This window comes from Streptococcus suis (genome assembly GCF_016775005.1).
Classification (GTDB): domain Bacteria; phylum Bacillota; class Bacilli; order Lactobacillales; family Streptococcaceae; genus Streptococcus; species Streptococcus suivaginalis.
Window position 1 is genome coordinate 348517 of the sequence record NZ_JAEUXI010000001.1, and the last position, 23364, is coordinate 371880.

24 protein-coding genes, 1 pseudogene and 2 riboswitches are annotated in these 23364 nt (G+C 43.1%); of the genes and pseudogenes, 11 read left to right on the forward strand and 14 right to left on the reverse strand.

Annotated elements, in window-relative coordinates; translation table 11 throughout:
• Positions 1-161 precede the first annotated feature (161 nt).
• The 6 genes from JNG37_RS01540 to JNG37_RS01565 form a co-directional block, all read right to left on the reverse strand.
• Positions 162-1130 carry an anti-sigma factor gene (locus JNG37_RS01540; RefSeq protein ID WP_158454300.1) on the reverse strand — a complete coding sequence of 323 codons (969 nt, stop codon included), beginning with the start codon at positions 1128-1130 and terminating at the stop codon, positions 162-164.
• Positions 1117-1620: an RNA polymerase sigma factor gene (locus JNG37_RS01545; RefSeq protein ID WP_158454298.1), complete on the reverse strand. Its 504-nt coding sequence runs from the start codon at positions 1618-1620 to the stop codon at positions 1117-1119. The genes JNG37_RS01540 and JNG37_RS01545 overlap by 14 nt, the downstream gene beginning before the upstream one ends.
• Before the next feature lie 103 nt (positions 1621-1723).
• Entirely contained in the window at positions 1724-4420 is a 2697-nt protein-coding gene (gene ppc / locus JNG37_RS01550; protein ID WP_158454296.1) for a phosphoenolpyruvate carboxylase, read from the reverse strand.
• A 20-nt stretch (positions 4421-4440) separates the two neighbouring features.
• The gene (gene ftsW, locus JNG37_RS01555; RefSeq protein ID WP_158454294.1) at positions 4441-5661 is read right to left on the reverse strand and encodes a cell division peptidoglycan polymerase FtsW; all 1221 of its coding nucleotides are present in this window, start codon (positions 5659-5661) and stop codon (positions 4441-4443) included.
• A 109-nt stretch (positions 5662-5770) separates the two neighbouring features.
• A complete protein-coding gene (locus JNG37_RS01560; protein ID WP_158454292.1) occupies positions 5771-6145 on the reverse strand; it encodes a DUF4430 domain-containing protein in 375 nt (124 codons plus the stop codon).
• Positions 6142-6639 (reverse strand): ECF transporter S component, encoded by a 498-nt coding sequence (locus tag JNG37_RS01565; protein WP_261979768.1) that lies wholly within the window; start codon positions 6637-6639, stop codon positions 6142-6144. Before JNG37_RS01565 ends, JNG37_RS01560 begins: the two co-directional genes overlap by 4 nt.
• Before the next feature lie 120 nt (positions 6640-6759).
• On the opposite strand from JNG37_RS01565, the gene JNG37_RS01570 reads away from it, so the two are divergent.
• The 7 genes and pseudogenes from JNG37_RS01570 to lysS all read left to right on the forward strand — a co-directional run bounded on the left by JNG37_RS01570 (position 6760) and on the right by lysS (position 12306).
• Positions 6760-7611, forward strand: coding sequence for a glycoside hydrolase family 25 protein (locus JNG37_RS01570; protein WP_158454290.1), 852 nt, complete (start codon positions 6760-6762; stop codon positions 7609-7611).
• A gap of 21 nt (positions 7612-7632) precedes the next feature.
• A riboswitch (TPP riboswitch) is annotated at positions 7633-7728 on the forward strand.
• 53 nt (positions 7729-7781) lie between these two features.
• Positions 7782-7997, forward strand: a pseudogene (locus JNG37_RS01575) (glycosyl hydrolase family 25); the annotation flags it as partial.
• 21 nt (positions 7998-8018) lie between these two features.
• Positions 8019-8114, forward strand: a riboswitch (TPP riboswitch).
• A gap of 42 nt (positions 8115-8156) precedes the next feature.
• Entirely contained in the window at positions 8157-8705 is a 549-nt protein-coding gene (gene thiT, locus JNG37_RS01580; RefSeq protein ID WP_158454288.1) for an energy-coupled thiamine transporter ThiT, read from the forward strand.
• Between the two features lie 70 nt (positions 8706-8775).
• Positions 8776-9618 (forward strand): DUF368 domain-containing protein, encoded by an 843-nt coding sequence (locus JNG37_RS01585; RefSeq protein WP_158454286.1) that lies wholly within the window; start codon positions 8776-8778, stop codon positions 9616-9618.
• Complete coding sequence (locus JNG37_RS01590) at positions 9618-10100, forward strand: aminoacyl-tRNA deacylase (protein ID WP_158454284.1); 483 nt, start codon at positions 9618-9620, stop codon at positions 10098-10100. The genes JNG37_RS01585 and JNG37_RS01590 overlap by 1 nt, the downstream gene beginning before the upstream one ends.
• 2 nt (positions 10101-10102) lie before the next feature.
• On the forward strand, positions 10103-10726 hold the full coding sequence (locus JNG37_RS01595) for a histidine phosphatase family protein (protein ID WP_158454282.1): 624 nt from the start codon (positions 10103-10105) through the stop codon (positions 10724-10726).
• An 89-nt stretch (positions 10727-10815) separates the two neighbouring features.
• Positions 10816-12306: a lysine--tRNA ligase gene (lysS, locus tag JNG37_RS01600; protein ID WP_158454280.1), complete on the forward strand. Its 1491-nt coding sequence runs from the start codon at positions 10816-10818 to the stop codon at positions 12304-12306.
• A 629-nt stretch (positions 12307-12935) separates the two neighbouring features.
• On the opposite strand, the gene JNG37_RS01605 is transcribed toward lysS, so the two are convergent.
• The 4 genes from JNG37_RS01605 to JNG37_RS01620 all read right to left on the reverse strand — a co-directional run bounded on the left by JNG37_RS01605 (position 12936) and on the right by JNG37_RS01620 (position 17207).
• Positions 12936-13982, reverse strand: coding sequence for an LLM class flavin-dependent oxidoreductase (locus JNG37_RS01605; protein WP_158455359.1), 1047 nt, complete (start codon positions 13980-13982; stop codon positions 12936-12938).
• Between the two features lie 144 nt (positions 13983-14126).
• A complete protein-coding gene (locus JNG37_RS01610) occupies positions 14127-15377 on the reverse strand; it encodes an ABC transporter permease (RefSeq protein ID WP_158455361.1) in 1251 nt (416 codons plus the stop codon).
• Entirely contained in the window at positions 15377-16072 is a 696-nt protein-coding gene (locus JNG37_RS01615) for an ABC transporter ATP-binding protein (RefSeq protein ID WP_158455363.1), read from the reverse strand. Before JNG37_RS01615 ends, JNG37_RS01610 begins: the two co-directional genes overlap by 1 nt.
• Complete coding sequence (locus JNG37_RS01620; protein ID WP_158455365.1) at positions 16053-17207, reverse strand: efflux RND transporter periplasmic adaptor subunit; 1155 nt, start codon at positions 17205-17207, stop codon at positions 16053-16055. Before JNG37_RS01620 ends, JNG37_RS01615 begins: the two co-directional genes overlap by 20 nt.
• Before the next feature lie 204 nt (positions 17208-17411).
• Between JNG37_RS01620 and gor the strand changes: the two genes are divergently transcribed.
• Entirely contained in the window at positions 17412-18761 is a 1350-nt protein-coding gene (gor, locus tag JNG37_RS01625) for a glutathione-disulfide reductase (RefSeq protein ID WP_158455367.1), read from the forward strand.
• A gap of 87 nt (positions 18762-18848) precedes the next feature.
• Positions 18849-19385, forward strand: a complete 537-nt coding sequence (locus tag JNG37_RS01630; protein ID WP_158455369.1) for a biotin transporter BioY — start codon at positions 18849-18851, stop codon at positions 19383-19385.
• Between the two features lie 10 nt (positions 19386-19395).
• Here JNG37_RS01630 and JNG37_RS01635 read toward each other — a convergent pair whose 3' ends face one another.
• A complete protein-coding gene (locus JNG37_RS01635) occupies positions 19396-19608 on the reverse strand; it encodes a YdbC family protein (RefSeq protein WP_158455371.1) in 213 nt (70 codons plus the stop codon).
• A 93-nt stretch (positions 19609-19701) separates the two neighbouring features.
• On the opposite strand from JNG37_RS01635, the gene JNG37_RS01640 reads away from it, so the two are divergent.
• Complete coding sequence (locus tag JNG37_RS01640) at positions 19702-20028, forward strand: hypothetical protein (protein ID WP_158455373.1); 327 nt, start codon at positions 19702-19704, stop codon at positions 20026-20028.
• Between the two features lie 14 nt (positions 20029-20042).
• On the opposite strand, the gene JNG37_RS01645 is transcribed toward JNG37_RS01640, so the two are convergent.
• Together JNG37_RS01645 and JNG37_RS01650 are read right to left on the reverse strand one after the other, a co-directional pair.
• Positions 20043-21332 (reverse strand): peptidase U32 family protein, encoded by a 1290-nt coding sequence (locus JNG37_RS01645; protein ID WP_158455375.1) that lies wholly within the window; start codon positions 21330-21332, stop codon positions 20043-20045.
• A 1-nt stretch (position 21333) separates the two neighbouring features.
• Positions 21334-22263: a peptidase U32 family protein gene (locus JNG37_RS01650; protein WP_158455377.1), complete on the reverse strand. Its 930-nt coding sequence runs from the start codon at positions 22261-22263 to the stop codon at positions 21334-21336.
• A gap of 151 nt (positions 22264-22414) precedes the next feature.
• On the opposite strand from JNG37_RS01650, the gene JNG37_RS01655 reads away from it, so the two are divergent.
• Positions 22415-22732, forward strand: a complete 318-nt coding sequence (locus tag JNG37_RS01655; protein WP_158455379.1) for a DUF3270 family protein — start codon at positions 22415-22417, stop codon at positions 22730-22732.
• A 67-nt stretch (positions 22733-22799) separates the two neighbouring features.
• Here JNG37_RS01655 and JNG37_RS01660 read toward each other — a convergent pair whose 3' ends face one another.
• On the reverse strand, positions 22800-23363 hold the full coding sequence (locus tag JNG37_RS01660; RefSeq protein ID WP_158455381.1) for a YtxH domain-containing protein: 564 nt from the start codon (positions 23361-23363) through the stop codon (positions 22800-22802).
• Position 23364: the final 1 nt, after the last annotated feature.

The window sequence follows — 23364 nt, forward strand, 5'->3', positions numbered from 1 at the left end:
TTTTAATTTATTGCCGTTTCCTGCTGGCTTTCCTCCCTCTTTCAAGCTGAACAGTCTGCTTTTCTTTTCTAGCCTTCAGGTGAGAAATGTCACAGAAGATAGAAAAAAATGACCTGCTTTGCTTTTTCCAAAAGCACCTCCTGATCAATCAGGCATCCTTGCTACTTCTCCCACAGTCGATAATATGGTTGGTTTTGGACAGAGGCTCCGATACTAGAAGCATAGATCCAGTCCTTGCCTTCCAATTGAGCAAAGTCTTCTGCTTTACCTGTTAGGATAATGCCTGCGAACTCCAACTGGTCAATCTCTTCTTGTTTGGTGAAGTCGGTATCACCAAACTTGTCGACAAAGGCCTGCAAGTCATCCACTGGTAAGTCCAAATACTGCGCTCGTTTCTGATCTCCCGATTCCAAGAACTCTTTCATAAAGTCCATACCTGTCATATAGTCTTCTGGCATGGCCGAAAAGACCAGTTGAATATCCTCTGGCTCTAATCCCAAAAGCTGCTCTGGACGATAGTAATAGGTATTTTGTTTCCCTTCTGTCCCTATCCAATACCAATTTTTCTTGAGATTGCTAGGAATCATCTCTTTAATCTCTGCCAAGCTGTACTTCTTATCAAAGGAAATAGCCACTTCTACTAGCTGACCGCTCATTTCTCTTAGATAGGGCAACTCTTTAGCAATCTCTGACTCACTCCACACAATCTGATTCTTATTGTAAAAAACAGGTACCTTGGTATTGGTTGTATGATCATATAGGTATTTGAAGGTATTCCCAGGTATATGCTGGGCAAAGTCATAATGACTATCAAACAGGTCATAGTAAATTTCGTGCTGACCAAAAGCCATTGGAACACCGTCTAAATCCTTGTACAAATCGAAGTAGAGCTTTCCAGATACATAACTCATGCTTTGGATTTTAATGCCATCATGATTTATATTTGGATAGGCGATTTCCATTAACATCGTTTGTTCCCACACCTCACGACCTTCTCGTGCACCGACGATGATTTTTATGGTTTGAACGCCAATAAGCATTAAGATGAAACCGATGAGCGATGATAGCCCTATTGTCTTCCATAAATTCTTCCGCTTACTCTTTTTTGTCACTTCTTCAAAAGTCTTCATAGTCATATCCTCTCTCTTCTAGCATTTTCCTCAACTGCTTGCGTCCGCGGTAAAGGGTAATCTTGACCCAACTTTGACTCCTCCCCAAGACAGTAGACACTTCCTTGACCGTCATACCCTGAAAATAATAGAGGTCAATCACTTGCTGGTATTTTTCTGGCAAGTCTGCAACAGCTTGATAGAGTTCCTCATAATCTTCTTGGTCATAGACCAAAAGGTCTTCACTTCTAAAGAACTCCTTCTGTAAAATTTCATAGTAGCGCTTGTCTCGCCTATATTTGTCAATGTAAGCCCGAACTGCTGAACGGTAAAGCCAGGTTCTTAGTTTTTCGAAAGGAAGGACAAGCTCTGCTTCTAAAATTTTCACTAGTATATCCTGTGCGATGTCCTGACTATCTGCATAGTTGGCGCCAGATTTTTGTAGATAATAGGAAATCTCCTCAGCAATACCAATGACTTCTTTTTCATATTGATCCAGTTTGATACTCATCTCCTCCTTTCACTAATAAAACGAATGAATTGACGATTGGTTACACCTTTCTGATATTATTATACATAAAAAAACAACCTCCGAAGAAGTTGTTTTATGCCTATTAACCTGAGTTACGCAAACCTGTTGCTACACCGTTGATGGTGATGTGGATCAAGCTTTCTTGCTCCTTGCTTAATTCTCCACGACGGAGACGGTTGATGAGTTCAATCTGAATATAGTTGAGCACATTGAAGTATGGCATGCGGTAGTCCAGACTGGCTTTGAGGAAAGGTAATTCTGCCAAAAGTTCATCATTTTGTTCAATGGCCAAAATCATATCCTTGGTCAGTTGCCATTCATCCAAGATTGTGTGGAAGATTGCCTGTACTTCTTCTGTCTCACACATTTTGGCATACTCAAATGCAATGTTCATGTTGGATTTAGACAAAACCATATCTACATTTGACAAGAGGGAACGGAAGAATGGCCAGTTTTGGTACATCTTCTGTAATTTACCTAGGTTTGCAGGGTCTTTGTCAATGAAACGCTTGAAGCTAGAACCAACCCCATACCATCCTGGCAACATCACGCGGTTTTGAGACCAAGAGAAGACCCAAGGAATGGCACGGAGACCACCGATTTCTGTGATGGTCTTGCGAGCTGCAGGACGTGAACCGATATTAAGGCTCGAAACTTCACGAATAGGACTTGCAGCAAAGAAATAATCATAGAAATGCGGATTGTTAAAGACTAAATCACGGTAAATTTGGTAGCTATCTTCAACGATTTCATCCATTGATTCACGGTAGCCGTCAATCTCGTTCGGATTGGTAATCATCTGGGTCACCATACGGTCCAGAGTTGCGGAAACCAGCATTTCTAAGTTAAAGTAGGCTGCATCTTTGTTTCCGTACTTGTTACCGATGACCTCGCCTTGTTCGGTCAAACGAATACGGTCTTTGATGGAGCCAAATGGTTGCGAAGTGATAGCATCATAAGATGGGCCACCTCCACGACCAACTGTTCCTCCACGACCGTGGAAGAAGGTAATCTTAATGCCTTCTTCTTCACCGATTTGGGTCAATTCATTTTGCGCCTTATAAAGTGTCCAACCAGAAGACAGATAACCTCCATCCTTGTTAGAGTCGGAATAGCCAAGCATGATCTCTTGGTAGCCATTGTTCCCAGCAATCCAGCCTTTGGCCAAGTCAAGCTGCAGGTACTGACGCATGGTCTCAGAAGCATTATCCAAGTCTTCAATGGTTTCAAAAAGAGGAACAATCTGCACACGGGCTTGTTGAGCATCTACTAGTCCAACTTCTTTTAGGAGAACAGCCAATTCTAAGAGGTCTGAAACACTTTCAGAGTGGGAAATAATGTGTTGCTTGATGACTTCTTCTCCTAGCTTGTCTTTGAGCTCACGGGCTGCTGCAAAGATGGCCAACTCTTTCTGCAATTGTTCTGACTTAGGTGCATTTGTCGCAGACAGAATCCGAGGATCTTCTTCCAACTCTTTGAGAAGGACCTGACACTTATCACTTTCTGACAGGCTTGAATAATCCTCCACAATTCTTGCTGAGGCTAAGAGCTCTGCCACACTTGCTTCATGGATAGACGAATCTTGGCGCATGTCAATGCTAGCTAGATAGAATCCAAAGGCTTCTACGGCTTCCAATAATTCTGTTAAATCCCCTTTAATCAGCGCTGCTGTGCGATTTTCCTCTAAGGAAGCCTTGATAGCTTGAAGGTCTGCCTTAAATTCTGTGACGTTGGCATAGCGAACTCCTTGCTCCCTATCAGCTACTAGATAAGCTCGGGTGTTTGCTAGCTTCATCTGGATGTAATGGAAGGCACGACGATAGGGCTCGTGTTCGCGGTAAACAGACTGGTCCTGTGACAAGTCTGCCAAGGCCTGAACAGCTGGACTAACTTTCACAATAGTGGTCGATAGGGAGAAGGTGCGGTAGAGTTTGTACAACTGCTCATCGTAGTAATTCATGATGACATCGCACTGGGTTAGGGCGGACAATTTGAGGGTTTCCGCTGTAACGAATGGGTTGCCATCGCGGTCTCCACCAATCCACATGCCCATGGTAATAGGACGAGGATTGGTCAGTTGAATGCCTTTTTCAGCTGCTAAGCGCTTGTACTCCCGTTGGAGCTTAGTCACAGCCTTGATAAAGGAGCTGTTATAATACTCCATCACGTTAGTGATTTCGTTTGTAACCTTTAGCTTCTTCTCACGAATCATCTCCGTCTGCATGATGATTTCGATGTAGAGGCGGAGTTCATCTTCCCACTTGGTACGGTTCATCAAACCGAGTTTTACATCCCGATAACGACGAAGTAACTCATGAATATGCTTGGTTAAATCAAGCATAGACTGGCGTTGAACCTGAGTAGGATGGGCTGTTAAAACTGGAACAACATTTAATTTTTCAAGGATTTCTGCTGCATTTTCATGCTGGGCTACCATGTCGATCGTAGTTGAAATTTTCCCCAGATAATCCTGACCAATATTGTTTTGGTGGTTGATTTCATAAGCCAAATCAACGTCTTCTGAGATATTGATCAAAAGGGGAAGAACCGCGAAATAGCGGGAAATCACTTCCAATTCTTGGTTGGATAGTTGTCCGATAATCGCAATCAAATCATGGTAATTGTCCTCTGTAGACAGCTGCCCCAATTCGATAATCTTATTGAAGGTTTCTTCTGAAATCATCTGACGGGCAACGTCTTGAAGGATGGAGGTAAGAATGATAACCTCCTCCCGAATAGCTTCTTTGTTATTGTAGTTTTCTAATTTTTGTATTGTCATCTTTCTTCCCTCACTTACTCCTAGGCAAGAGTTCGTTCGATTTCTTCCTGGAGAAGCACTCTCTTTTCATTGGCATCAATGTTTAGCACAAAGGCAATTCCGATGGAAATGGTCAACAAGCTATTTCCCCCCTGAGAGATGAATGGGAAGGTTACACCTGTCGCTGGAATCACACCAGAAATACCGCCGACATTGATAAAAATCTGGATCAATAGCATGGCTGCCACACCAAAGGCCATCATCGAATTAAAAGGATTACGGGCTCGAATTCCTACAACGATGATTCGAAGAATAAGGAAGACCAGAAGTCCCAAAATCAAACTTCCTCCAAAAAAACCTAGCTCTTCAATCACGATAGAAAAGGCGAAATCCGTATGGGCTTCTGGTAGGTAGCCATTTTTTTCGATAGAATTCCCCAAACCAAGACCAAACCAGCCACCATTACTCATGGCATAGTAGGAATTAGCCAACTGTAAACCTGATTCCGTCGCATCCACAAAGGGATTAAAATAAGCTGCAAAGCGACGAGCAATATAGCCAAAAACTGGAATTTTAGCTACTAATTCGACCCCCAATATCCGAATGGTCGATAGAAGAACAAAGGCCCCTAATACGATCCCTGCAATAATAGTGGAAAACCAACGGTAACCAATCCCGCTTGCAGAAATCATCACCACCATAATCAAGCCAATGATGGTCGCATTTCCCAAGTCTGGCAAAGAACCAACCAGAGCCAGGAAAGCGAGACTCACCACGCGCCAATCATTGAAAGCTTTCGGAATCCAGCTCCCCTTTATCAAGGCCTGGTAATCATAGACGCGAATATCATCCTGCATCTGTGAAAATTTGTCTGCCAAATACCAGATGATAATCAACTTTAAGTATTCCGCAGGTTGCAGACCGATGATTCCTCCTGGTCCCAGACGAATCCATCCATGGGCACCGTTAACAGGATCAAAGAAACGAGATGCCACCAACATGGCAACTTCTGCCAACAAGACAACTAGAATGAGTTTCTTTTGACGCAGAAAACTTAATTTCATCCGGTAAATCATATAAATAAAACCGAGACTTAGTACCCAGAAAGCAGCTTGGGTAATCACCATCGAAAAGGGATTGCCACCTTTTTGGATCTGCAAGGCACTCGTCGTCGAATACACCATCACCAGACCAATAATCGATAAAATCATATAGGGGATGAGGATGGAGTAATTGAGCAGGTGTTTTTTATCAATCTTCATGTAAACTCCTTAAAGTCTGAGACTATCATTTCTATTATATCATAGAAATGATGCTTTCCTGTTTTTTTCCATGAAAGTAACAAAAAAAGAGCCGAATTTGGCTCTCTTCTTATTCAAATGTTTCCAAGTAAAAACGAATTTCATCATTTTCTTGGACTAACTGTTCCTGAGCTCCTTTTGGCGCCAATTCCCCATTGAAATCATACATCCAGTAGGTGTTGGTTGATGGATCTTGACTAACACCATCAATCACCGTAATCAAGCCAGCATCTTCTTCGATTTCATAAGCATCTTCCAAGACGTCCATAACGGAATCTCCAGGCTCCACTGTCACCTGTTTTTGATCGGTCCGATCTCCAAATTCAACTGTCAATTGCGCTGTATAAGTTTGTGTGACAAGATCTTCTGGATCTTCTGTCTGACACGCCAACAATACTGGCGCAAATACAAAAGCAACAAAGGCTAAAAGCCATTTCTTTTTCATAAAATCCTCCTAAAAATGGTAACAATAATGGGATAAAATAGGGCAGTAGATAGAGCATGAGCCAGATCAAACGATAGTCCAGCTAGCCAGTAAACAAAAAAAGGCATGCTGTATTGCCATGCAATTAAAAAACTGATGACAAAACCATAGAGAAAGACAAGGGCACCCGCAAAAACCGCTTCTAGCTTGCCAAAGTTAGTATGGAATTTGAATATTGGTACTAGCAACTTAGACCATACAGCGAGCACCAGCCCATAGGCGATGATTTGCCAGAACACAACTATCCCAAAACCTAGATAGATTCCCGACACCAACATGGACAAGGCCATGACCAACAAGGCATCTACCAACCCCCAGGAATAGGCGACCCACAAAAAGATAGCGGTCACTGGTTTGATATTGGGAAAGGCAACAAAGACAAAACGTAAGGCAACGGTTAAGGCACTTAGCATGACGATGCGACTAATAAACTGACTCTTGCTAACCTCTCTCACATCTCTCTCCTCCCTACTTCGATACTAGACTAGCCTAAATCCGCTTACATGTCAAGAAAATCCAGTTATTTCAAACCTATTTTTTTGATTTTTTTCTATAAATAGTGTAAACTATTCTGGATGAGAAAGAAAATAAAACCAATATTTGTTGCCATTTTTTTCCTCTTATTTACTGGTCTGCTCCTTTTAACTAGGGAAGTCTCCCAACAAGAGCAAGCAAGCAGTACAACTGAAGCACAGGCATCAACAAGTAGCAGTTCTACAAGTTCCTCTTCTTCTGTTGAATTTATTGAGGTGAACATCACAAACGCCTTAGAAATGAAGCCCATCATCGATGTATCAGGTTGGCAACGGCCTTCTGAGATTGACTACGATGTCCTATCGGCCAATATTTCTGGCGCAATTGTCCGGGTGCAGAGCGGTTCACATACCACCAAGGACAACAATGCCTCTGATGAAAATGGCTTAGACAAATCCTATCAAACCCACATTACAGAATTTCAATCACGAGGCATTCCTGTCGCAGTCTATGCCTACGTCACTGGAAACAGCATCGATTCCATGAAAAAAGAAGCCCAGACTTTTTACAAAGCTTCTTACAAATACAACCCTACCTTCTACTGGTTAGACGTAGAAGAAAAAACTATGGAAGATATGGATGCTGGTGTCGAAGCCTTTCGTCAAGAACTGATTAATCTCGGTGCTAAAAATATCGGTATCTACATCGGAACCTATTTCATGGAAGAACATAGTATCTCTGTTGACAAGTTTGATGCCGTCTGGATTCCAACTTATGGAACTGATTCGGGTTACTACAATGCTGCCCCTAATACCGATTTGGACTACGACTTGCACCAATATACCTCCCGAGGTTATGTGAACGGCTTTGCTAACCATCTAGACCTCAACCTCATTACAACTCTCAAGGATCCAAATGAAGTATATCAAAAACTCTTTACAGCCCCTGAGTAGTTTAGTATAATCATTTTAAATACATACACAAAGGAGTGCTTCGGCTGAGATCGCTTTTGCGAAATCCTCGAACCTGATCTAGTTAAGACTAGCGTAGGGATTGTGGTGTTGATCTACGATTGACTTGCCTGGACTCCTTTGTAACACAAAGGAGTTTTTATGTTGTCACATCGGCTGACAAGTTTGATGCCGTCTGGATTCCAACTTATGGAACTGATTCGGGTTACTACAATGCTGCCCCTAATACCGATTTGGACTACGACTTGCACCAATATACCTCCCGAGGTTATGTGAACGGCTTTGCTAACCATCTAGACCTCAACCTCATTACAACTCTCAAGGATCCAAATGAAGTATATCAAAAACTCTTTACAGCCCCTGAGTAGTTTAGTATAATCATTTTAAATACATACACAAAGGAGTGCTTCGGCTGAGATCGCTTTTGCGAAATCCTCGAACCTGATCTAGTTAAGACTAGCGTAGGGATTGTGGTGTTGATCTACGATTGACTTGCCTGGACTCCTTTGTAACACAAAGGAGTTTTTATGTTGTCACATCGGCTTTCCCTCTTGGCAGAAATCGCTATTTTCTCAGCCCTTGGCTTGATTTTAGACAAGCTTGTTCTCTTTACCATGCCGCAAGGTGGCTCAGTCTCACTTGTTATGCTTCCAATTCTCTTAGTCGCCCTTCGACATGGCCTATCGGCTGGTTTGCTGACAGGAGGAATTGTGGGCACCATTCAACTCTTCTATGGCGGTTATTTTCTGAATGTCTTTCAAGTCTTCCTTGACTATGCCCTCTCCTATGCAGGTATTGGATTAGCAGGGGTATTATCCCCTCTTCTAACCAAACAAAAAGACTTGAAGCAAGCAGCCTTCACCATCAGCTTGGCTGGATTTCTTGGTGGAAGTGTTCGACTGCTTGCCACCTTCCTATCTGGCATTATCTTCTATGCTGACTATGCCCCTGCTGGTACTCCCGTCTGGATTTATTCTTTTACCTATAATATCAGCTACATTCTCCCTTCGACCATCATTGCTTGCCTCTTGCTGATTTTGCTGTATAAGGCTCAACCAAATTTCTTCAAGAAATAAGCCCTATTTTCAAGGGGCTTTTTTTACTTTTGTGTTATAATGAAGCGTTAAAAAAATTTTTGGAGGTCTTATGTCATCTTGGATTTCTCGTATCATCAAAGGGATGATTATTGCACTCGGCTTTATCTTACCTGGTGTCTCTGGGGGAGTACTCACTGCTATCCTCGGAATTTATGAGCGACTAATTGGATTTTTGGCCAATATTCGAAAGGATTTCAAGGAAAACTTTCTTTTCTTCGTACCTGTTGGAATCGGTGGTATTTTAGGAATCGCACTCTTTTCATTTCCAGTTGAGTATCTCTTACAACATTTCCAAGTCCCAGTTTTGTGGGCCTTTGCAGGGGCAATCGTCGGAACAATTCCTAGTTTGCTTAAAGAATCAACTCAAAAAAGCAAACGCGATAGTATTGATTTGGCTTGGTTGATTGGGACATTCATCATTTCAGGATTCTTGCTCTACAATTTGAGCGATCTTGTCGGAACACTTCCAACAAACGTTGCAAGTTTTGTCTTGGCGGGTGCCTTGATAGCTTTAGGTATACTTGTTCCTGGACTCAGCCCTTCAAATCTCTTGCTGATTTTGGGCATTTACACGCCAATGCTTAATGGTTTCAAATCACTTGATTTATTCGGTACCTTCCTACCAATCGCAATCGGTGGCGTTCTTGCAATGGTTGCCTTTTCAAAAGCAATGGACCATGCTCTGAAAGTATACCATTCACGTGTTTATCACTTTATTATTGGTATCGTCTCATCTTCTACTCTCCTAATTTTGATTCCACAAGCAAGCAACAAAGAGTCAATTTCCTATGCTGGAACAAACTTTGTTACATGGATTGCTGCTCTTGTTCTTTTTGCCTTAGGAGTATGGCTAGGCCTTTGGATGAGTAAACTTGAGGAAAAATATAAATAATGGCTAAAAAGGTTAAGATTAAGAAAACCTTGGTGGACCAAATTTTAGACAAGGCTAAGATCGATCATGATAGCCTTGTTTTAAATGCCCTCGATGGCCAATTGCCACCAGGAATTGAAGAACACGAAATTTACAAAACACTGGCATTAACTGGGGATAAAACGGGTCCTATCATTGGAATCGTCCCAATCACTGAGCACCTGTCTGAGAAAAAATTAGCCAAGATCTCAGGCAATAAAAAAGTCAGTATGATTCCGCAAAAGGACTTGGAAAAGACAACTGGCTATGTTCACGGTGCCAACAATCCAGTCGGTATTCGTCAGAAGCACAATTTCCCAATCTACATTGATCAATCTGCCCTTGAACTCGGTCACTTGATTGTCTCTGCTGGAGAAATTGGTCGGTCTATTCGAATTGACAGTCAGGTTTTAGCTGATTTTGTAAAAGCTGACTTTGCCGATTTGATTGAAGGGAGGAACTAGACTTGAAAATTTATTTTGTCCGTCATGGAAAGACTGAGTGGAATTTGGAGGGACGCTTTCAAGGCGCTTCTGGTGATTCAGCTCTCTTGCCCGAATCTTATCAGGATTTAGAAAAACTAGGCAAATACCTTGCTGAAATCCCCTTTGATGCTATCTTCTCAAGCGATCTTCAACGTGCGCAGGTAACTGCCCAAGAAATCGCTAAAGTCAATCACCATTGCCAAACCGTTCTAGCCATGCCACAACTGCGTGAATGGAATTTTGGAAGACTAGAAGGAAGCAAGATGGCAATTTTTCGTGCCATCTACCCCAAACAAGCCTGGGCACTCAAACATAATCTAGCTCTTTTTGACAATGACCTATTTGAAGCTGAGAGCGTTCGCCAGGTAACTCAACGGATGGTCGACTTTGTCCAATCACTGAAAGGGCAAAACATGGAAACAATCCTCATCGTCAGTCATGGTGCCTTTCTAACCGCTTCTATCCATCGCCTGCTTGGTTTTCCACCAGCCCAACTGCGTCACCGAGGTGGTTTGGATAATGCTTCCATTTCCATTTTGGAAACGACAGACTTTGATCACTTTACAGAACTAGCTTGGAATGATACCAGCTACAAATCTCACTAAGAAAGCAGTTTCTTGCTTTCTTTTTTGCTGATTTTTTGCCTATTCTATGATAGAATAGAAAGAACAGACTTTGGAGGAATGAAATTTTTATGTCAACTGAACATTTTGAAGAATTAAATGACCAACAGATTGTCCGTCGTGAGAAAATGACGGCTCTTGCTGAACAGGGCATTGACCCATTTGGAAAACGTTTTGAGCGTTCTGCAAATTCAGCTGAATTGAAAGCTCAGTACGAAGACAAATCAAAAGAAGACTTAGAAGAATTAGGGCAAACAGCGATCATCGCTGGCCGTATCATGACCAAACGTGGTAAGGGTAAGGCAGGTTTTGCTCACATTCAAGACCGCGAAGGCCAGATTCAGATCTACGTTCGTAAGGATGATGTTGGCGAAGAAAATTATGAAATCTTCAAAAAAGCAGACCTTGGTGACTTTATCGGTGTCGAGGGAGATGTCTTCAAGACAAACGTTGGTGAGTTGTCTATCCATGCTCGCAAGTTGACTCACTTGTCTAAAGCGCTCCGCCCACTGCCAGAAAAATTCCATGGGTTGACAGACATCGAGACCCGCTACCGCAAGCGTTATTTGGACTTGATTACCAACCGTGAGAGCTTTGAGCGCTTTGTGACCCGCTCAAAAATTATCTCAGAAATCCGCCGTTACCTTGACGGACTTGGTTTCTTGGAGGTGGAAACACCTGTCCTTCACAACGAAGCTGGTGGTGCAGCGGCTCGTCCATTCATCACCCACCACAATGCCCAAAACATTGACATGGTTCTTCGTATCGCGACAGAACTCCACCTCAAACGCCTGATCGTCGGTGGTATGGAACGCGTCTATGAAATTGGTCGTATCTTCCGTAACGAAGGTATGGATGCGACTCACAACCCTGAGTTCACTTCCATTGAGGTTTACCAAGCCTATGCGGATTACTTGGACATCATGGACTTGACCGAAGGTATTATCCAGCATACTGCCAAGGCTGTTGTCGGTGATGGTCCTGTGACCTACCAAGATACTGTCATTAACATCCACGAGCCATTCAAGCGGATCCACATGGTTGATGCTATTAAGGAACAAACTGGCGTGGACTTCTGGCAAGAGATGAGCTTCGAGCAAGCAAAAGCCCTTGCAGCTGAGCATAAGGTCCCTGTGGAAAAACACCATACAGAAGTTGGTCAAATCATCAACAGCTTCTTTGAAGAATACGTTGAAGCAACTCTTATCCAACCAACCTTTGTCTATGGTCACCCAGTAGCCGTATCTCCACTGGCTAAGAAAAACGATGAAGACCCACGCTTCACAGACCGCTTCGAGCTCTTCATCATGACCAAAGAATACGGAAACGCCTTTACAGAATTGAACGACCCAATCGACCAATTGGAACGCTTCGAAGCTCAAGCCAAGGCTAAAGAACTCGGTGACGACGAAGCAACAGGCGTTGACTACGACTACATCGAAGCCCTCGAATACGGTATGCCACCAACAGGCGGCCTCGGAATCGGTATCGACCGCCTCTGCATGCTCTTGACAGACACCACTACTATTCGGGATGTGTTGCTATTTCCGACTATGAAATAAGCTAGAGTAACCTTCTAGTATTGTTGCCACTAGGAAATACCAATCGCTTTCCAGTTTCTTGGCGATTGGCTGACAAGGTCTGCTAGACCTTGTCACTCCCAACTATGAAGTAAGCAAGAGTAGCTTGCTAGTATTGTTGCCACTAGGTGATACCAATCGCTTTCCAGTTTCTTGGCGATTGGCTGACAAGGTCTGCTAGACCTTGTCACTCCCAACTATGAAGTAAGCAAGAGTAGCTTGCTAGTATTGTTGCCACTAGGTGATACCAATCACTTTCCAGTTTCTTGGCGATTGGCTGACAAGATCTGCTAGACCTTATCACACCCAACTATGAAGTAAGCAGGAGTAGCTTGCTAGTATTGTTTTTACTAGAATGTACCAATCGCTTTCCAGTTTCTTAGCGATTGGCTGAAAAGGTCTACCAGACCTTATCACTCCCGATGATGAAATAAAAACTACAAACTGTTTAACGCCGTTACTTAAAACACTCTTGGAAATTCCAAGAGTGTTTTTGCATGCAAAAAATCCCAACCACATGGTCAGGATTTTCAGGAGATTATGAAAAATATTTAGGATTGACTATAGTATAGCTCATCTTATCAACTATCTCATCAGTCTTGGGACTGATTCTATTCCTTCTTAGCAAAATAATCTCGGACGATTGGCGCAACTTCTTTGCCATAAAGTTCAATGGCACGGAGGACATCTTCATGTGGCATAGAGCCTATTGGGAGATGGAGGAAGAAACGGTCCAAGTCAAGTGTTTCAATAGTCTTGATAATTTTTTCAGCGACTCGTTTTGGATCTCCGACGATGGTTGCACCTTCGTCTGTCAGGGAGTAGAGATATTGCGCCTTGGTCATCTCGCTCCAATGTGGGCGGTCTTTGGCAATATTGTCCGTAATTACTTTGGTTGGATGATAGTATTCTTCCACAGCCTTGTCATGGTCGTCTGCAATCCAACCCCAAGAATGGGCTGCAACTTTCGTTTTCTTTGGATCATGACCTGAGTTGCGGGCAACCTTGCGATAAGCATCGACCAAAGGTTTAAAGCGATGGGCACCTGCACCAATGACAGCATAAACGATTGGCAAGCCTTTCTTAGCAATCTTGATGGTGGACTCTACATTGCCCCCAGTTGCGACCCAAATTGGAAAATCTTCCTGAACAGGACGTGGATAGACTGGCTTATTATCGACTGACTGGGTAAAATGCCCATCCCACTTGAGATTGGTTTCCTTGTCGATTTCCAGCAGCATATCCAACTTTTCATCGAAGAGTTCTTCATAGTCATGGAGATCATAGCCAAACAAGGGGAATGACTCCGTAAAGGAACCACGACCCGCCATGATTTCCGCTCTGCCATTTGACAAAGCATCAATGGTGGTGTACTGCTGATAAAGTCGCACAGGGTCCATGGAGGAAAGGATTGAAACTGCTGATGTTAGCTTGATATGCTTGGTATTGACGGCACCAGCTGCCAGCACGATCTCAGGTGCAGAAACCGCAAAATCTTCTCGGTGATGCTCCCCAATCCCATAAACATCAAGCCCCACCGCATCAGCTAGTTCGATTTCTTTGACTAGCTGGCGGATCCGCTCGTCGTGGCTGTAAGTTTCCCCTGTTTTTTCTAGTGGAGTTGTTTCGCCAAATGTTGAAATACCTAATTCTACCATGATGTTTTCTCCTTTAAATCTAGTAGAGCCTGCATCCTCTAGCTCTTACATCTCTGATGGTTTTATTTTATTACTAACTAGTGATATTGTCAAGGTATTTGCTTAATAAAAAAACGACTAGGAAAACCTAATCGTTTTTGAGTCTTATTCGTATCGCAAGGCCTCGATTGGATCAAGCTTAGATGCTTTGTTAGCAGGTAGTACACCGAAGACCACTCCGACCAGGGCTGAGAAGGCTAAACTTCCCAAGACAACAGGGATGGAAATCTCTGCAGTCATGTTTTCTCCCATGATGTGGCTGGCATTTAACCCCCAAACGGTTACTTGGGCAATGATCAATCCAATCAATCCGCCCAAACTGGTCAGAACCATAGCTTCTATCAAGAACTGCATCAAGATATTTCCTCTGGTAGCTCCAAGAGCTTTTCGAAGGCCGATCTCACGGGTCCTCTCAGTAACGGATACCAGCATGATGTTCATAACACCGATACCACCTACCAAGAGGGAAATCCCTGCGACTGATCCGATGAAGAGCGTGACTCCTGACATTTGCTGTTTGAAATCGTCTAACATGGTTGACATATCAAAGATATCGTAGCGAGATTCCTTAAGCCCTGTTGCTTGTGTCAAGTAGTCTGCTGCTGCAAGACCAACCTCACTGGCTCTTGTTACATCTTCCACATAAAGGTAGAGCGATGAGTTTTCCTTCATCCCTGTTTCTGCTGCCAACTGAGTATTGGTCATGACAGCATTACCGCCTGAGTTCATACCGTAAATGGCTGTTCCTGCTTTGGGATCCTTGTAAACTCCGACCACGAGGTAGGAATGTTGGTTCATATCTACAATTTGGTTGAGGGAGGCTTCTACTGTTCCAAATAGCTTTTCAGCCAAGGCTTGGTCCAACATGATAATCCGTGAAAAACGAGAATAATCATTTTGGGTAAACTGACGACCGGCTAAGATTTCATATTTTTTCACATCAAAGAAGGATTGGCTAACCCCTGTGATGGTGACATTTTCTGCTTTCTTGCTACCGACTGAGATTTCAGACATAGTGTTGATACTGATGTAATAGTTGCTGACACCATCGATATCCAGCAAACCTCGCAAGATATCTTCTGTCAAATCAGGTTCTTCTTCCGTAGAGACTTCTCCACCAGTAGAATAAAGAAATCCTCCAACACCACCTGTCTCAGTACCAACGATTTGAGAAAAGTAGACCTGGACATTATTTTGGTCACCAGCCAGAGATTTTTCGATACTGCGCGACATTCCTGTTCCCATCGCTACAATAATCACAACGGCTGCAACCCCAATGATAATTCCCAACATGGTCAAAAGAGAGCGCATTTTATGCGACAGGATGGATTTTAAGGCAAATTTCCAGTTTTCCATCAGCTACCTCCCTTCCGTTTGTCTTCAGTGATAACACCATCGCGCAAGACAATCGTTCGACTAGCATAGGCAGCTATTTCGGGCTCGTGGGTTACCATGATAATGGTCTTGCCTTCTCGATTCAAATTGGTCAAGAGATCCATAATCTGCTGTCCTGTCTTGGTATCTAGGGCACCAGTTGGCTCATCTGCCAAGATAATAGCTGGTGAGTTGACCAAGGCACGCGCAATGGCAACCCGTTGCTTTTGTCCTCCCGATAATTCTGAAGGCAGGTGGGTCATCCGCTCAGATAACTCCACCTTTTCCAGCAACTGTTTGGCTAGCTCTTTTCGCTTGGCAGCTGGCAAACCTGCATAAATCAAGGGCAACTCCACATTCTGAAGAGCGTTCAATTTAGCTAGTAAAAAGAATTGTTGAAAGACAAAACCAATCTGATCATTTCGGACCTGAGCCAATTTTTTCTCAGATAACTGACTCACTTCCTGATCTTCTAGCCAATAATTGCCTGTTGTGGACCGATCAAGGAGACCGATAATGTTCATCAAGGTCGATTTCCCTGAACCAGATGGTCCCATAATGGCTAGAAATTCTCCTTCCTCAACCTCCAGATCTATATCTTTCAGTACACGGAGTTCTTGATCACCATTTTGGTAGCTTTTATTGATAGCGTGCAGCTTAATTAACTGTTTGGTCATAGGCTTCCACCTCTTTTCCTTCTTCGAGGGTGTTATTCGGATTTGAGATGACTTGGTCACCAACTGTTAGACCTGCCGTTACTTCCTGGTTAAGTGCATCTGCATTGCCTAACTCAACCGCTACTCTCTTAGCCTTACCATCCACAATGGTCCACACATAGGTTCCATCGTCTCCATAGACAAGGGCTGATGTAGGCACAAGAATTGAACTGCTTGTATTGACTACTTCAATATTTACTGTAAAGCCTTGCTTGAGCTCTGCCATATCGCTCGTGATGGCAACTTTGAATGGGTACTTAGCACCACCTGTACCGGTTCCACTTGTTGCGTCTGCTGTTTGGTTACCTTCTGGATAGTTTGAAATGTAGGTGATTTTTCCAGTCCATTCTTTATCTGGATATACCTTAGTACGGATACGCACTTCTTGATCGACTGCAAGGTTGGCTAAATCATATTCTGTCAAGCTACCTTTCACTTGGAGGCTTGATTGGTTAACAATATGCACCAAGGTTTGGCTAGTTGTGGATGATTTCGAAACTGATTGGTTTACTTCAACAACTGTACCAGCTACGGTTGAATTAACAGTGGCTTCTGTTACAGCTTGGTACGCTTTATCTACAGCCGCTTGTGCATCTGCATAAGCATCATTAAGATCTTGCAACTGCATGTCTACACTTCTCTGGGCAGATGAGGTTGCTTGGCTATCTGTAGCAGCATCACCTGTCAAATCAACTGTCTGTCCGTTGGTTTTGAGATCATAGATTTGACGTCCAACTTTGTCTCGCGCTCGAACTGCCGAATCTAAATTGCTTTGCAACTCAGAAGTATCATACTGAACCAAGGGTGTACCAACCTGAACCTGATCACCTTGAGCAACCAGCAAGCCTGTCAAGTCCCCTTTTGAAGAATCATAGTAAACATACTGTTCCTCAGCTGCTGAGACAGTACCTGTCAAGAGCGTTGCTGAGGCGATGGAGCCTTCTGATACAACTGTATAGGTCAATGGCTCTTCATAAGCACCTGCCGTGCTGGTTGTTGAACTCTGCGTCATAAAATAGCCTGCAGCCGCGAGTCCTGCTACCAGGACTCCCAAACTAGAAAAGAGCGCAATTTTTGCTTTCTTTGACTTTAACATATCTGTCTCCTTTTTCATTTTTAATCTGTGTTAAATATATAATACACCAACACAAGTTGAATTGCAAGAATCTCTTTAAAAATATTCTACCAGAATTTCGACCAATTCCTCTTACACTTTTGTAAGCTTAACCAGGCGTAGCAAATTTCTGCCATTTTTTTCAAAAAACGATACAATACACTTAGATAATGAGGAGGTACTTTTATGAAGGAATACGATATTATTGCAATTGGAGGGGGAAGCGGTGGTATCGCTACCCTAAATCGAGCTGCTAGTTATGGTGCAAAAGCAGCCGTCATTGAAGCGAGTTTGCTTGGTGGAACTTGTGTCAACTTGGGTTGTGTTCCCAAAAAAATCATGTGGTATGGTGCCAATATTGCAGAAGTATTTGACCACTACGGTGCAGAATATGGCTTCCAGGCAAGAGATGTGCAGTTTGATTTTGCAACTTTACGTGCTAACCGTGAAGCCTATATCCAACGATCACGCTCATCTTATACCACTACCTTTGACAAAAACAAGGTTGATGTTATCCAAGGCTATGCCCGCTTTCTAAGCAATAAACAATTGGAAGTTAATGGGGAGATCTACACTGCCAAACATATTGTCATCGCAACTGGTGCCCAGCCTAGCATCCCCTCCATTCCAGGAGCGGAATTAGGTATTAGTTCTGACCAAGTATTTGGCTGGGAGGAGCTACCTACATCTGTCGCGATTATTGGAGCAGGTTATATTGCCGTAGAATTAGCTGGTGTTCTCCATCAATTTGGGGTTAAAACCGATCTATTCGTCCGAAATGATCGCCCCCTTCGTAACTTTGACCGCTATATTACTGATGCCTTGATGGAAGAAATGGATCGTACCCATCTACAACTTCATACTTTTAAAACACCAAGCCGACTGGAAAAAACAGAAGACGGTGCCATTACTATTCATTTCGAAGATGGAAGCAGTCACACCGCCCAAGAAGTGGTTTGGGCAATTGGCCGCAAGCCTAATAGCAATCAAATAGGATTGGAGAACACTGATATCCAAGTCCACCCATCTGGTCATATTGTCGTTGACGAATTTCAAGAAACAGGTGTTGAAGGTGTTTATGCCCTTGGGGATGTGACTGGCGAGAAAGAATTGACTCCTGTTGCCATTAAGGCTGGACGCCTGCTTGCCGAGCGCCTGTTCAACCACCAAGACGGAGCAAAAATGGACTATACCTGCATTCCAACCGTAGTCTTTTCACATCCTGCAATTGGAACCGTAGGACTCACCGAGGAAGAAGCAATTAGCCACTATGGGGCTGATCAGGTAAAATCCTACACCTCAAGCTTTACTTCAATGTACACAGCCCTTGCCGACAACCGACAAGCAGCTAAATTTAAGCTGGTGACTGTAGGATCTGAAGAAAAAGTGGTCGGTCTACATGGAATTGGTTACGGTGTTGATGAGATGATCCAAGGATTTGCCGTTGCCATCAAGATGGGGGCAACAAAGGCAGACTTCGATGCAACTGTAGCTATCCATCCAACAGGTTCGGAAGAATTTGTCACCATGCGCTAAAATTGTGACATCGGATTGGAAAATCTTGACCCTGAGATGAGAATTTTTTATACTATTGTTACCTCATATTTTTAAAAAGGATAACAAATGAAACCATCAAAAGAAACAGCTTTTATCGCTATGGGCCTTGCCCTTCTCATCACCTTGTCACAAATCAGCATCCCAATCGGTATCATCCCTCTTACGCTTCAAACCTTTGCAGTTGCCCTGATTGCAAGTCTTTACAAACCAAAGGCTGCTATGACCATTACAGGACTCTATCTACTTTTAGGGGCCATCGGTCTACCCGTATTCGCTGGCTTTAGCGGAGGCTTTGCAGCCTTGATTGGACCAACCGCTGGTTTTCTCTGGGGTTTCCTAGCCTTCTCAGGAGTAACTGCCAGTCTGACCCACTCTGACTCCAAACCATGGACAGTCTTTTTGGCAGCCCTAGTCGGCGATGCTATCTGTTTTGTCGCAGGCTGCGTCTTCTTTAAATACAACCTGGGCATTGACTGGGGACAAAGTATTAGTCTAACGGTTCTTCCCTTCCTCTTCCATGAAGGAATCAAACTTCTTTTGGTCAGTTTGATCCACAAAGGACTCCAACCGGTGCTAAAAAAAGAAGCCTACTTTAACAAGTAAGCTTCTTCTTTTAATTTCGAAAGGCATCTAATAATACTTGGAATTCCTCATTGCTCAATGTAATGCCCTTGCCCATCTTGCTATGGTCTGGACTCCAAGTGCGAATGTCGTACTTAGCAGGGGCACCATTAAATGATACACGGTTCAATTCCTTGGTCCACCCCTTGTCATTCTCAGACAGGACCAACAATTTTTCCACAATTTCAAATGTAAATTCTGCCATTTTTTCCTCCTCACTTGATCAATTCGAAAAATACCTTGTTTTTTTATCCTAAATTGGATAAGATAATTATATCAAGATTGAAAGGATTATGCTATGAGAAATTTTCTGACCGTATTAGCCAAACATCTCTACCAATTTATCAGCCAGAAGGGAACTCATATCGAAGAGAATCCTGAAGAACTTGCAACTATCCTAGATACCATTCAACTGGCACTCTATAAAAAAGCAGCTATTCACGTGATTTATGGACAAAAGAGTTTTACTGGTGAAATCGTCAAATGGGATCCTGACAAAGAACGTTTAATCATGAAAAATTTCCAAAAAAATGTTTCGAGTTTGATTCAGTTGAGAGATATTAAGCGTATTTCTCTCCTTCCTGAAAGCATTCAAGAGACACAGAAAAAAGGTCATCTCCACTAAGGGAGATGGCCTTTTTAAGCTCGAATGGTCATGGACTGGCCATTGTCTTTATAGAGATTAATCAAGCCAGACTGACAGGAACGAATCATATCTCCTGGACAAACTGGACGATCAAGCTTGATGGTCAAGAGCTCCATTGGTCGATTGGCTCTATCAATTGGAAGCCCATCCTGGTCTCGCAGATCTTCCACCTTGGTCTCGAAATGACGGAACCCTGGACCATAGCACTCAATCGCCTCACCTTCTTTGATGACATTGCGCTGGCGAATGGTCGCCCGCATGGTTTCAGGATCAAAGGAGACAACCTCTGCTACAAATTTATAACGTGGGATTTTCCGACGTGCTCCAAAAAGTTGCTCATCTTCCGATGGTGTCTGATAATAGAATCCTGTCGAAAGTTCCCGTTGGGCAACCTTCCAACATTCATCAATCAAATCCTGTTTGATGGCTTCAAAGGCTTCAGGGCTTTCAAGATAGGCATCCACAGCAGCCTTGTAGCAATTGGTTACCGTCGATACATAGTGAACAGATTTCATCCGGCCTTCAATTTTCAGGCTATCCACACCATTTTCAATCATGTCTGGAATATGCTCAATCATACACATGTCCACAGCAGACATGGAGAATTCCTCTGGAATCTGCCCCTGAACAGATTGACGGCCATCTTCTTCTGTCACTTGGTAGAGATCATATTTCCAACGGCAGGACTGGCAGCAGCCGCCACGGTTGGCATCTCGGAAACTCATATGGTTGGAGAGAACACATCGCCCAGAATAAGAAATACACATAGCACCATGAACAAAGGCTTCAATTTCCACATCTGTCCGCTGACGAATCTGGGCAATCTCTTCCATGGATACCTCTCGCGCCAAGACAACCCTGGTCAGCCCCATTTCCTTCCAAAATTCAAATGTTTCCACATTGGTTGAGGAAGCCTGAGTGGACAAGTGGATTTCCAAACCTGGTGCTTCTGCTGCACAGATAGCAATTAGAGCTGGGTCGGAAACAATCACGGCATCCAAGCCCATATCTCGTAGCTGGCAGAACCATTGACCTGCACCAATCTCATTGCCCTCATGGGTAACCATATTGGCCGCAACATAGACTTTGGCCCCTCTTTCATGGGCATAATCAATACCTTCCTGGAGTTCTTCCATGGAGAAATTCCCTGCCCGGCTTCTCAATCCATAAGCCTGTCCACCGACAAAAACAGCATCAGCACCGTAATCGACAGCTACTTTCAACTTTTCCAATGTCCCTGCTGGTGACAATACCTCTGGACGTTTGAGTCGTTTTTTTTGCATCTTATTTTACCTTATCTTTATCAAATTCATAAAAACCAGTGTCTAATTCCCGGCCTTGGGGATGAAGACTTGCTACTTCTCTTGCCAATTGACTCGCCACTTCCGCTGAAAAGCTACCGCTTTCTAATAAGTCACGCGCCTGACAGAACAGAGAAACAATAGCGACAAAATCTTGACCTGGTGTAAATAGCCCATCTAATTTCCAATGGTCATAGCCCATCTCTAGCAACTCTTCCAGTTGTAAGAGCATGGAAATATCCTTGTCCTTGAAAATGTGGGTACCATGTAGGTCTTGAAAAATGGAATAATGGGTCTCGGGTTTACCCGGTTCCGATAGGAAGAGACCTTCTTTTTTGGATGCAACCTCTGAGTCCGCCTGAATAAAGTTATAATAGTTATCCAAGAGAGGCCGCTTGGAATGGTGGATGACCGATGGACCATAGACCAAAATTTCCCCTGGAATAGCCAAATTTTCACCAATGCTAGCTAGCTCTTCACGAGGCAATTCTCTTGCCAGAACAGCTTCTACCACACCATGGTCTTTCCAAAAATTAACCTGCCGGCTCGAAGTGACAAACACAGAAGTGTCATAGATAATCGGAAATTGGTAACCATCTTTTTTGTTCTTATAAATCAGGCCTGTATCACCAACCACCAAAAAATCTACTTGAATCTCCTCCATCAAGTCCAAAAATGCTGGAATAGCATCCATTTGTTCCTGATGAAAGAGACCGTTGGCCGCAACTGTCAGTGCTCGCCCAGACTGATGGACCAAGTCTGCCAACTCCCGCAATTCTTCCTGTGAATAAGAATGGGCTAATCGCAACCCGTAGGCTTCTTGTCCTACATAGATCCGGTCCACACCTAGTTCCAATAATTGTTTTGCTTGATCGATTGATTCTGCTGTTGCAGTAAGGATTATTTTCTTCATATTGTACATTATATCACAAAGATTCACGACTGAAACTGAAAATTTTGGAAATTTGTCTGATTTTTACAGTATTTTGTAACCGTTTTGTAATCTAATTGACATAAAAAACAATCAATGTTATGGTATTCTAAATAGGCATAAAGGAGACGATATGGCATTAAGAGACTATCGGCCTGACCTTAACCCGCATGAGATTAATTACCCGAAAGAGAAACAGGCTAGATTCCAAGAATATGAAACTCCCTCGGAAAATCGAGAGAGATTGCGTGAATTAGTATTTTTCATCAACATTGTGATATTCTGTATTATCACAGTTTTTTCTGCGTATATCTTTTTGTCAAATGACTTCCCAGTCTTCCTTTCCTTCTTACTTGCCATTCCATGTGGTGCTGGTGGTTTACGCTTGGTACAATGGGCACTTAAGAAGCAGAAGCAGAAGCAAAAGCAAACAAAACAAGTAAAAAAATAGGCAGCTCAGCTGCTTTTTTTGTTGAGAAAAATCCCACTAGATTCATTCACCTAGTGGGATTTTAAAATTACAAAACTACTTCCGAATGTAGATCTTGTTCATCTTGAGCTGCTTGAGGTAGTTCAGTCTCTGACACTTCTTCTGAGACCAGTTCTGGCTGAACTTCTTCTGCTAATTCTTGCGCCAACTCTTCTGACACTTCTGCATCTGGACTGGTGAGGTCAATTTCAATAACAGCTGATTCTTCTGCCGTTTCTTCCGTTACATCTTTGGCTGTCGGGGATTGCTCAGATAATTTTTCTTTCATCTGCTCAAATTTTTCAAGAGACTGGTCTTTGAGACTAGTCACTTTTTCTTTACCTGTCTTCACCAAATCATCGACTGTTAATTCACCAGTTTCGAACTGCTCTTTGACAGTTTGGAAACGTTCAACGGCTTGGTTTTTCAACTCAGTCGCCTTGTTGATCAATTCTGCATTGGTATCTTCTGGATTTTCTTTAACTTCCTTGACAAATTCTTGCACCTTATCTTTGATAGCCTTTCCTGATTTGGAAGCTAGAAAAACAGCTGCTGCAGCACCACCGGCAGCACCTAGGACAATACTGGTGAGTAGGCTAGATTTTTTTACCATC

What these genes read in the sequence shown, in the direction of transcription:
- JNG37_RS01645 (WP_158455375.1), bottom strand. Translation starts at nt 21,332, where the DNA reads ATGCAAAAAAAACGACTCAAACGTCCAGAGGTATTGTCACCAGCAGGG.
- thiT (WP_158454288.1), top strand. Translation starts at nt 8,157, where the DNA reads ATGTTGTCACATCGGCTTTCCCTCTTGGCAGAAATCGCTATTTTCTCA.
- JNG37_RS01585 (WP_158454286.1), top strand. Translation starts at nt 8,776, where the DNA reads ATGTCATCTTGGATTTCTCGTATCATCAAAGGGATGATTATTGCACTC.
- JNG37_RS01635 (WP_158455371.1), bottom strand. Translation starts at nt 19,608, where the DNA reads ATGGCAGAATTTACATTTGAAATTGTGGAAAAATTGTTGGTCCTGTCT.
- JNG37_RS01590 (WP_158454284.1), top strand. Translation starts at nt 9,618, where the DNA reads ATGGCTAAAAAGGTTAAGATTAAGAAAACCTTGGTGGACCAAATTTTA.
- JNG37_RS01610 (WP_158455361.1), bottom strand. Translation starts at nt 15,377, where the DNA reads ATGGAAAACTGGAAATTTGCCTTAAAATCCATCCTGTCGCATAAAATG.
- JNG37_RS01640 (WP_158455373.1), top strand. Translation starts at nt 19,702, where the DNA reads ATGAGAAATTTTCTGACCGTATTAGCCAAACATCTCTACCAATTTATC.
- JNG37_RS01570 (WP_158454290.1), top strand. Translation starts at nt 6,760, where the DNA reads ATGAGAAAGAAAATAAAACCAATATTTGTTGCCATTTTTTTCCTCTTA.
- JNG37_RS01630 (WP_158455369.1), top strand. Translation starts at nt 18,849, where the DNA reads ATGAAACCATCAAAAGAAACAGCTTTTATCGCTATGGGCCTTGCCCTT.
- JNG37_RS01615 (WP_158455363.1), bottom strand. Translation starts at nt 16,072, where the DNA reads ATGACCAAACAGTTAATTAAGCTGCACGCTATCAATAAAAGCTACCAA.
- JNG37_RS01620 (WP_158455365.1), bottom strand. Translation starts at nt 17,207, where the DNA reads ATGTTAAAGTCAAAGAAAGCAAAAATTGCGCTCTTTTCTAGTTTGGGA.
- JNG37_RS01545 (WP_158454298.1), bottom strand. Translation starts at nt 1,620, where the DNA reads ATGAGTATCAAACTGGATCAATATGAAAAAGAAGTCATTGGTATTGCT.
- gor (WP_158455367.1), top strand. Translation starts at nt 17,412, where the DNA reads ATGAAGGAATACGATATTATTGCAATTGGAGGGGGAAGCGGTGGTATC.
- lysS (WP_158454280.1), top strand. Translation starts at nt 10,816, where the DNA reads ATGTCAACTGAACATTTTGAAGAATTAAATGACCAACAGATTGTCCGT.
- ppc (WP_158454296.1), bottom strand. Translation starts at nt 4,420, where the DNA reads ATGACAATACAAAAATTAGAAAACTACAATAACAAAGAAGCTATTCGG.
- JNG37_RS01655 (WP_158455379.1), top strand. Translation starts at nt 22,415, where the DNA reads ATGGCATTAAGAGACTATCGGCCTGACCTTAACCCGCATGAGATTAAT.
- ftsW (WP_158454294.1), bottom strand. Translation starts at nt 5,661, where the DNA reads ATGAAGATTGATAAAAAACACCTGCTCAATTACTCCATCCTCATCCCC.
- JNG37_RS01605 (WP_158455359.1), bottom strand. Translation starts at nt 13,982, where the DNA reads ATGGTAGAATTAGGTATTTCAACATTTGGCGAAACAACTCCACTAGAA.
- JNG37_RS01650 (WP_158455377.1), bottom strand. Translation starts at nt 22,263, where the DNA reads ATGAAGAAAATAATCCTTACTGCAACAGCAGAATCAATCGATCAAGCA.
- JNG37_RS01560 (WP_158454292.1), bottom strand. Translation starts at nt 6,145, where the DNA reads ATGAAAAAGAAATGGCTTTTAGCCTTTGTTGCTTTTGTATTTGCGCCA.
- JNG37_RS01540 (WP_158454300.1), bottom strand. Translation starts at nt 1,130, where the DNA reads ATGAAGACTTTTGAAGAAGTGACAAAAAAGAGTAAGCGGAAGAATTTA.
- JNG37_RS01660 (WP_158455381.1), bottom strand. Translation starts at nt 23,363, where the DNA reads ATGGTAAAAAAATCTAGCCTACTCACCAGTATTGTCCTAGGTGCTGCC.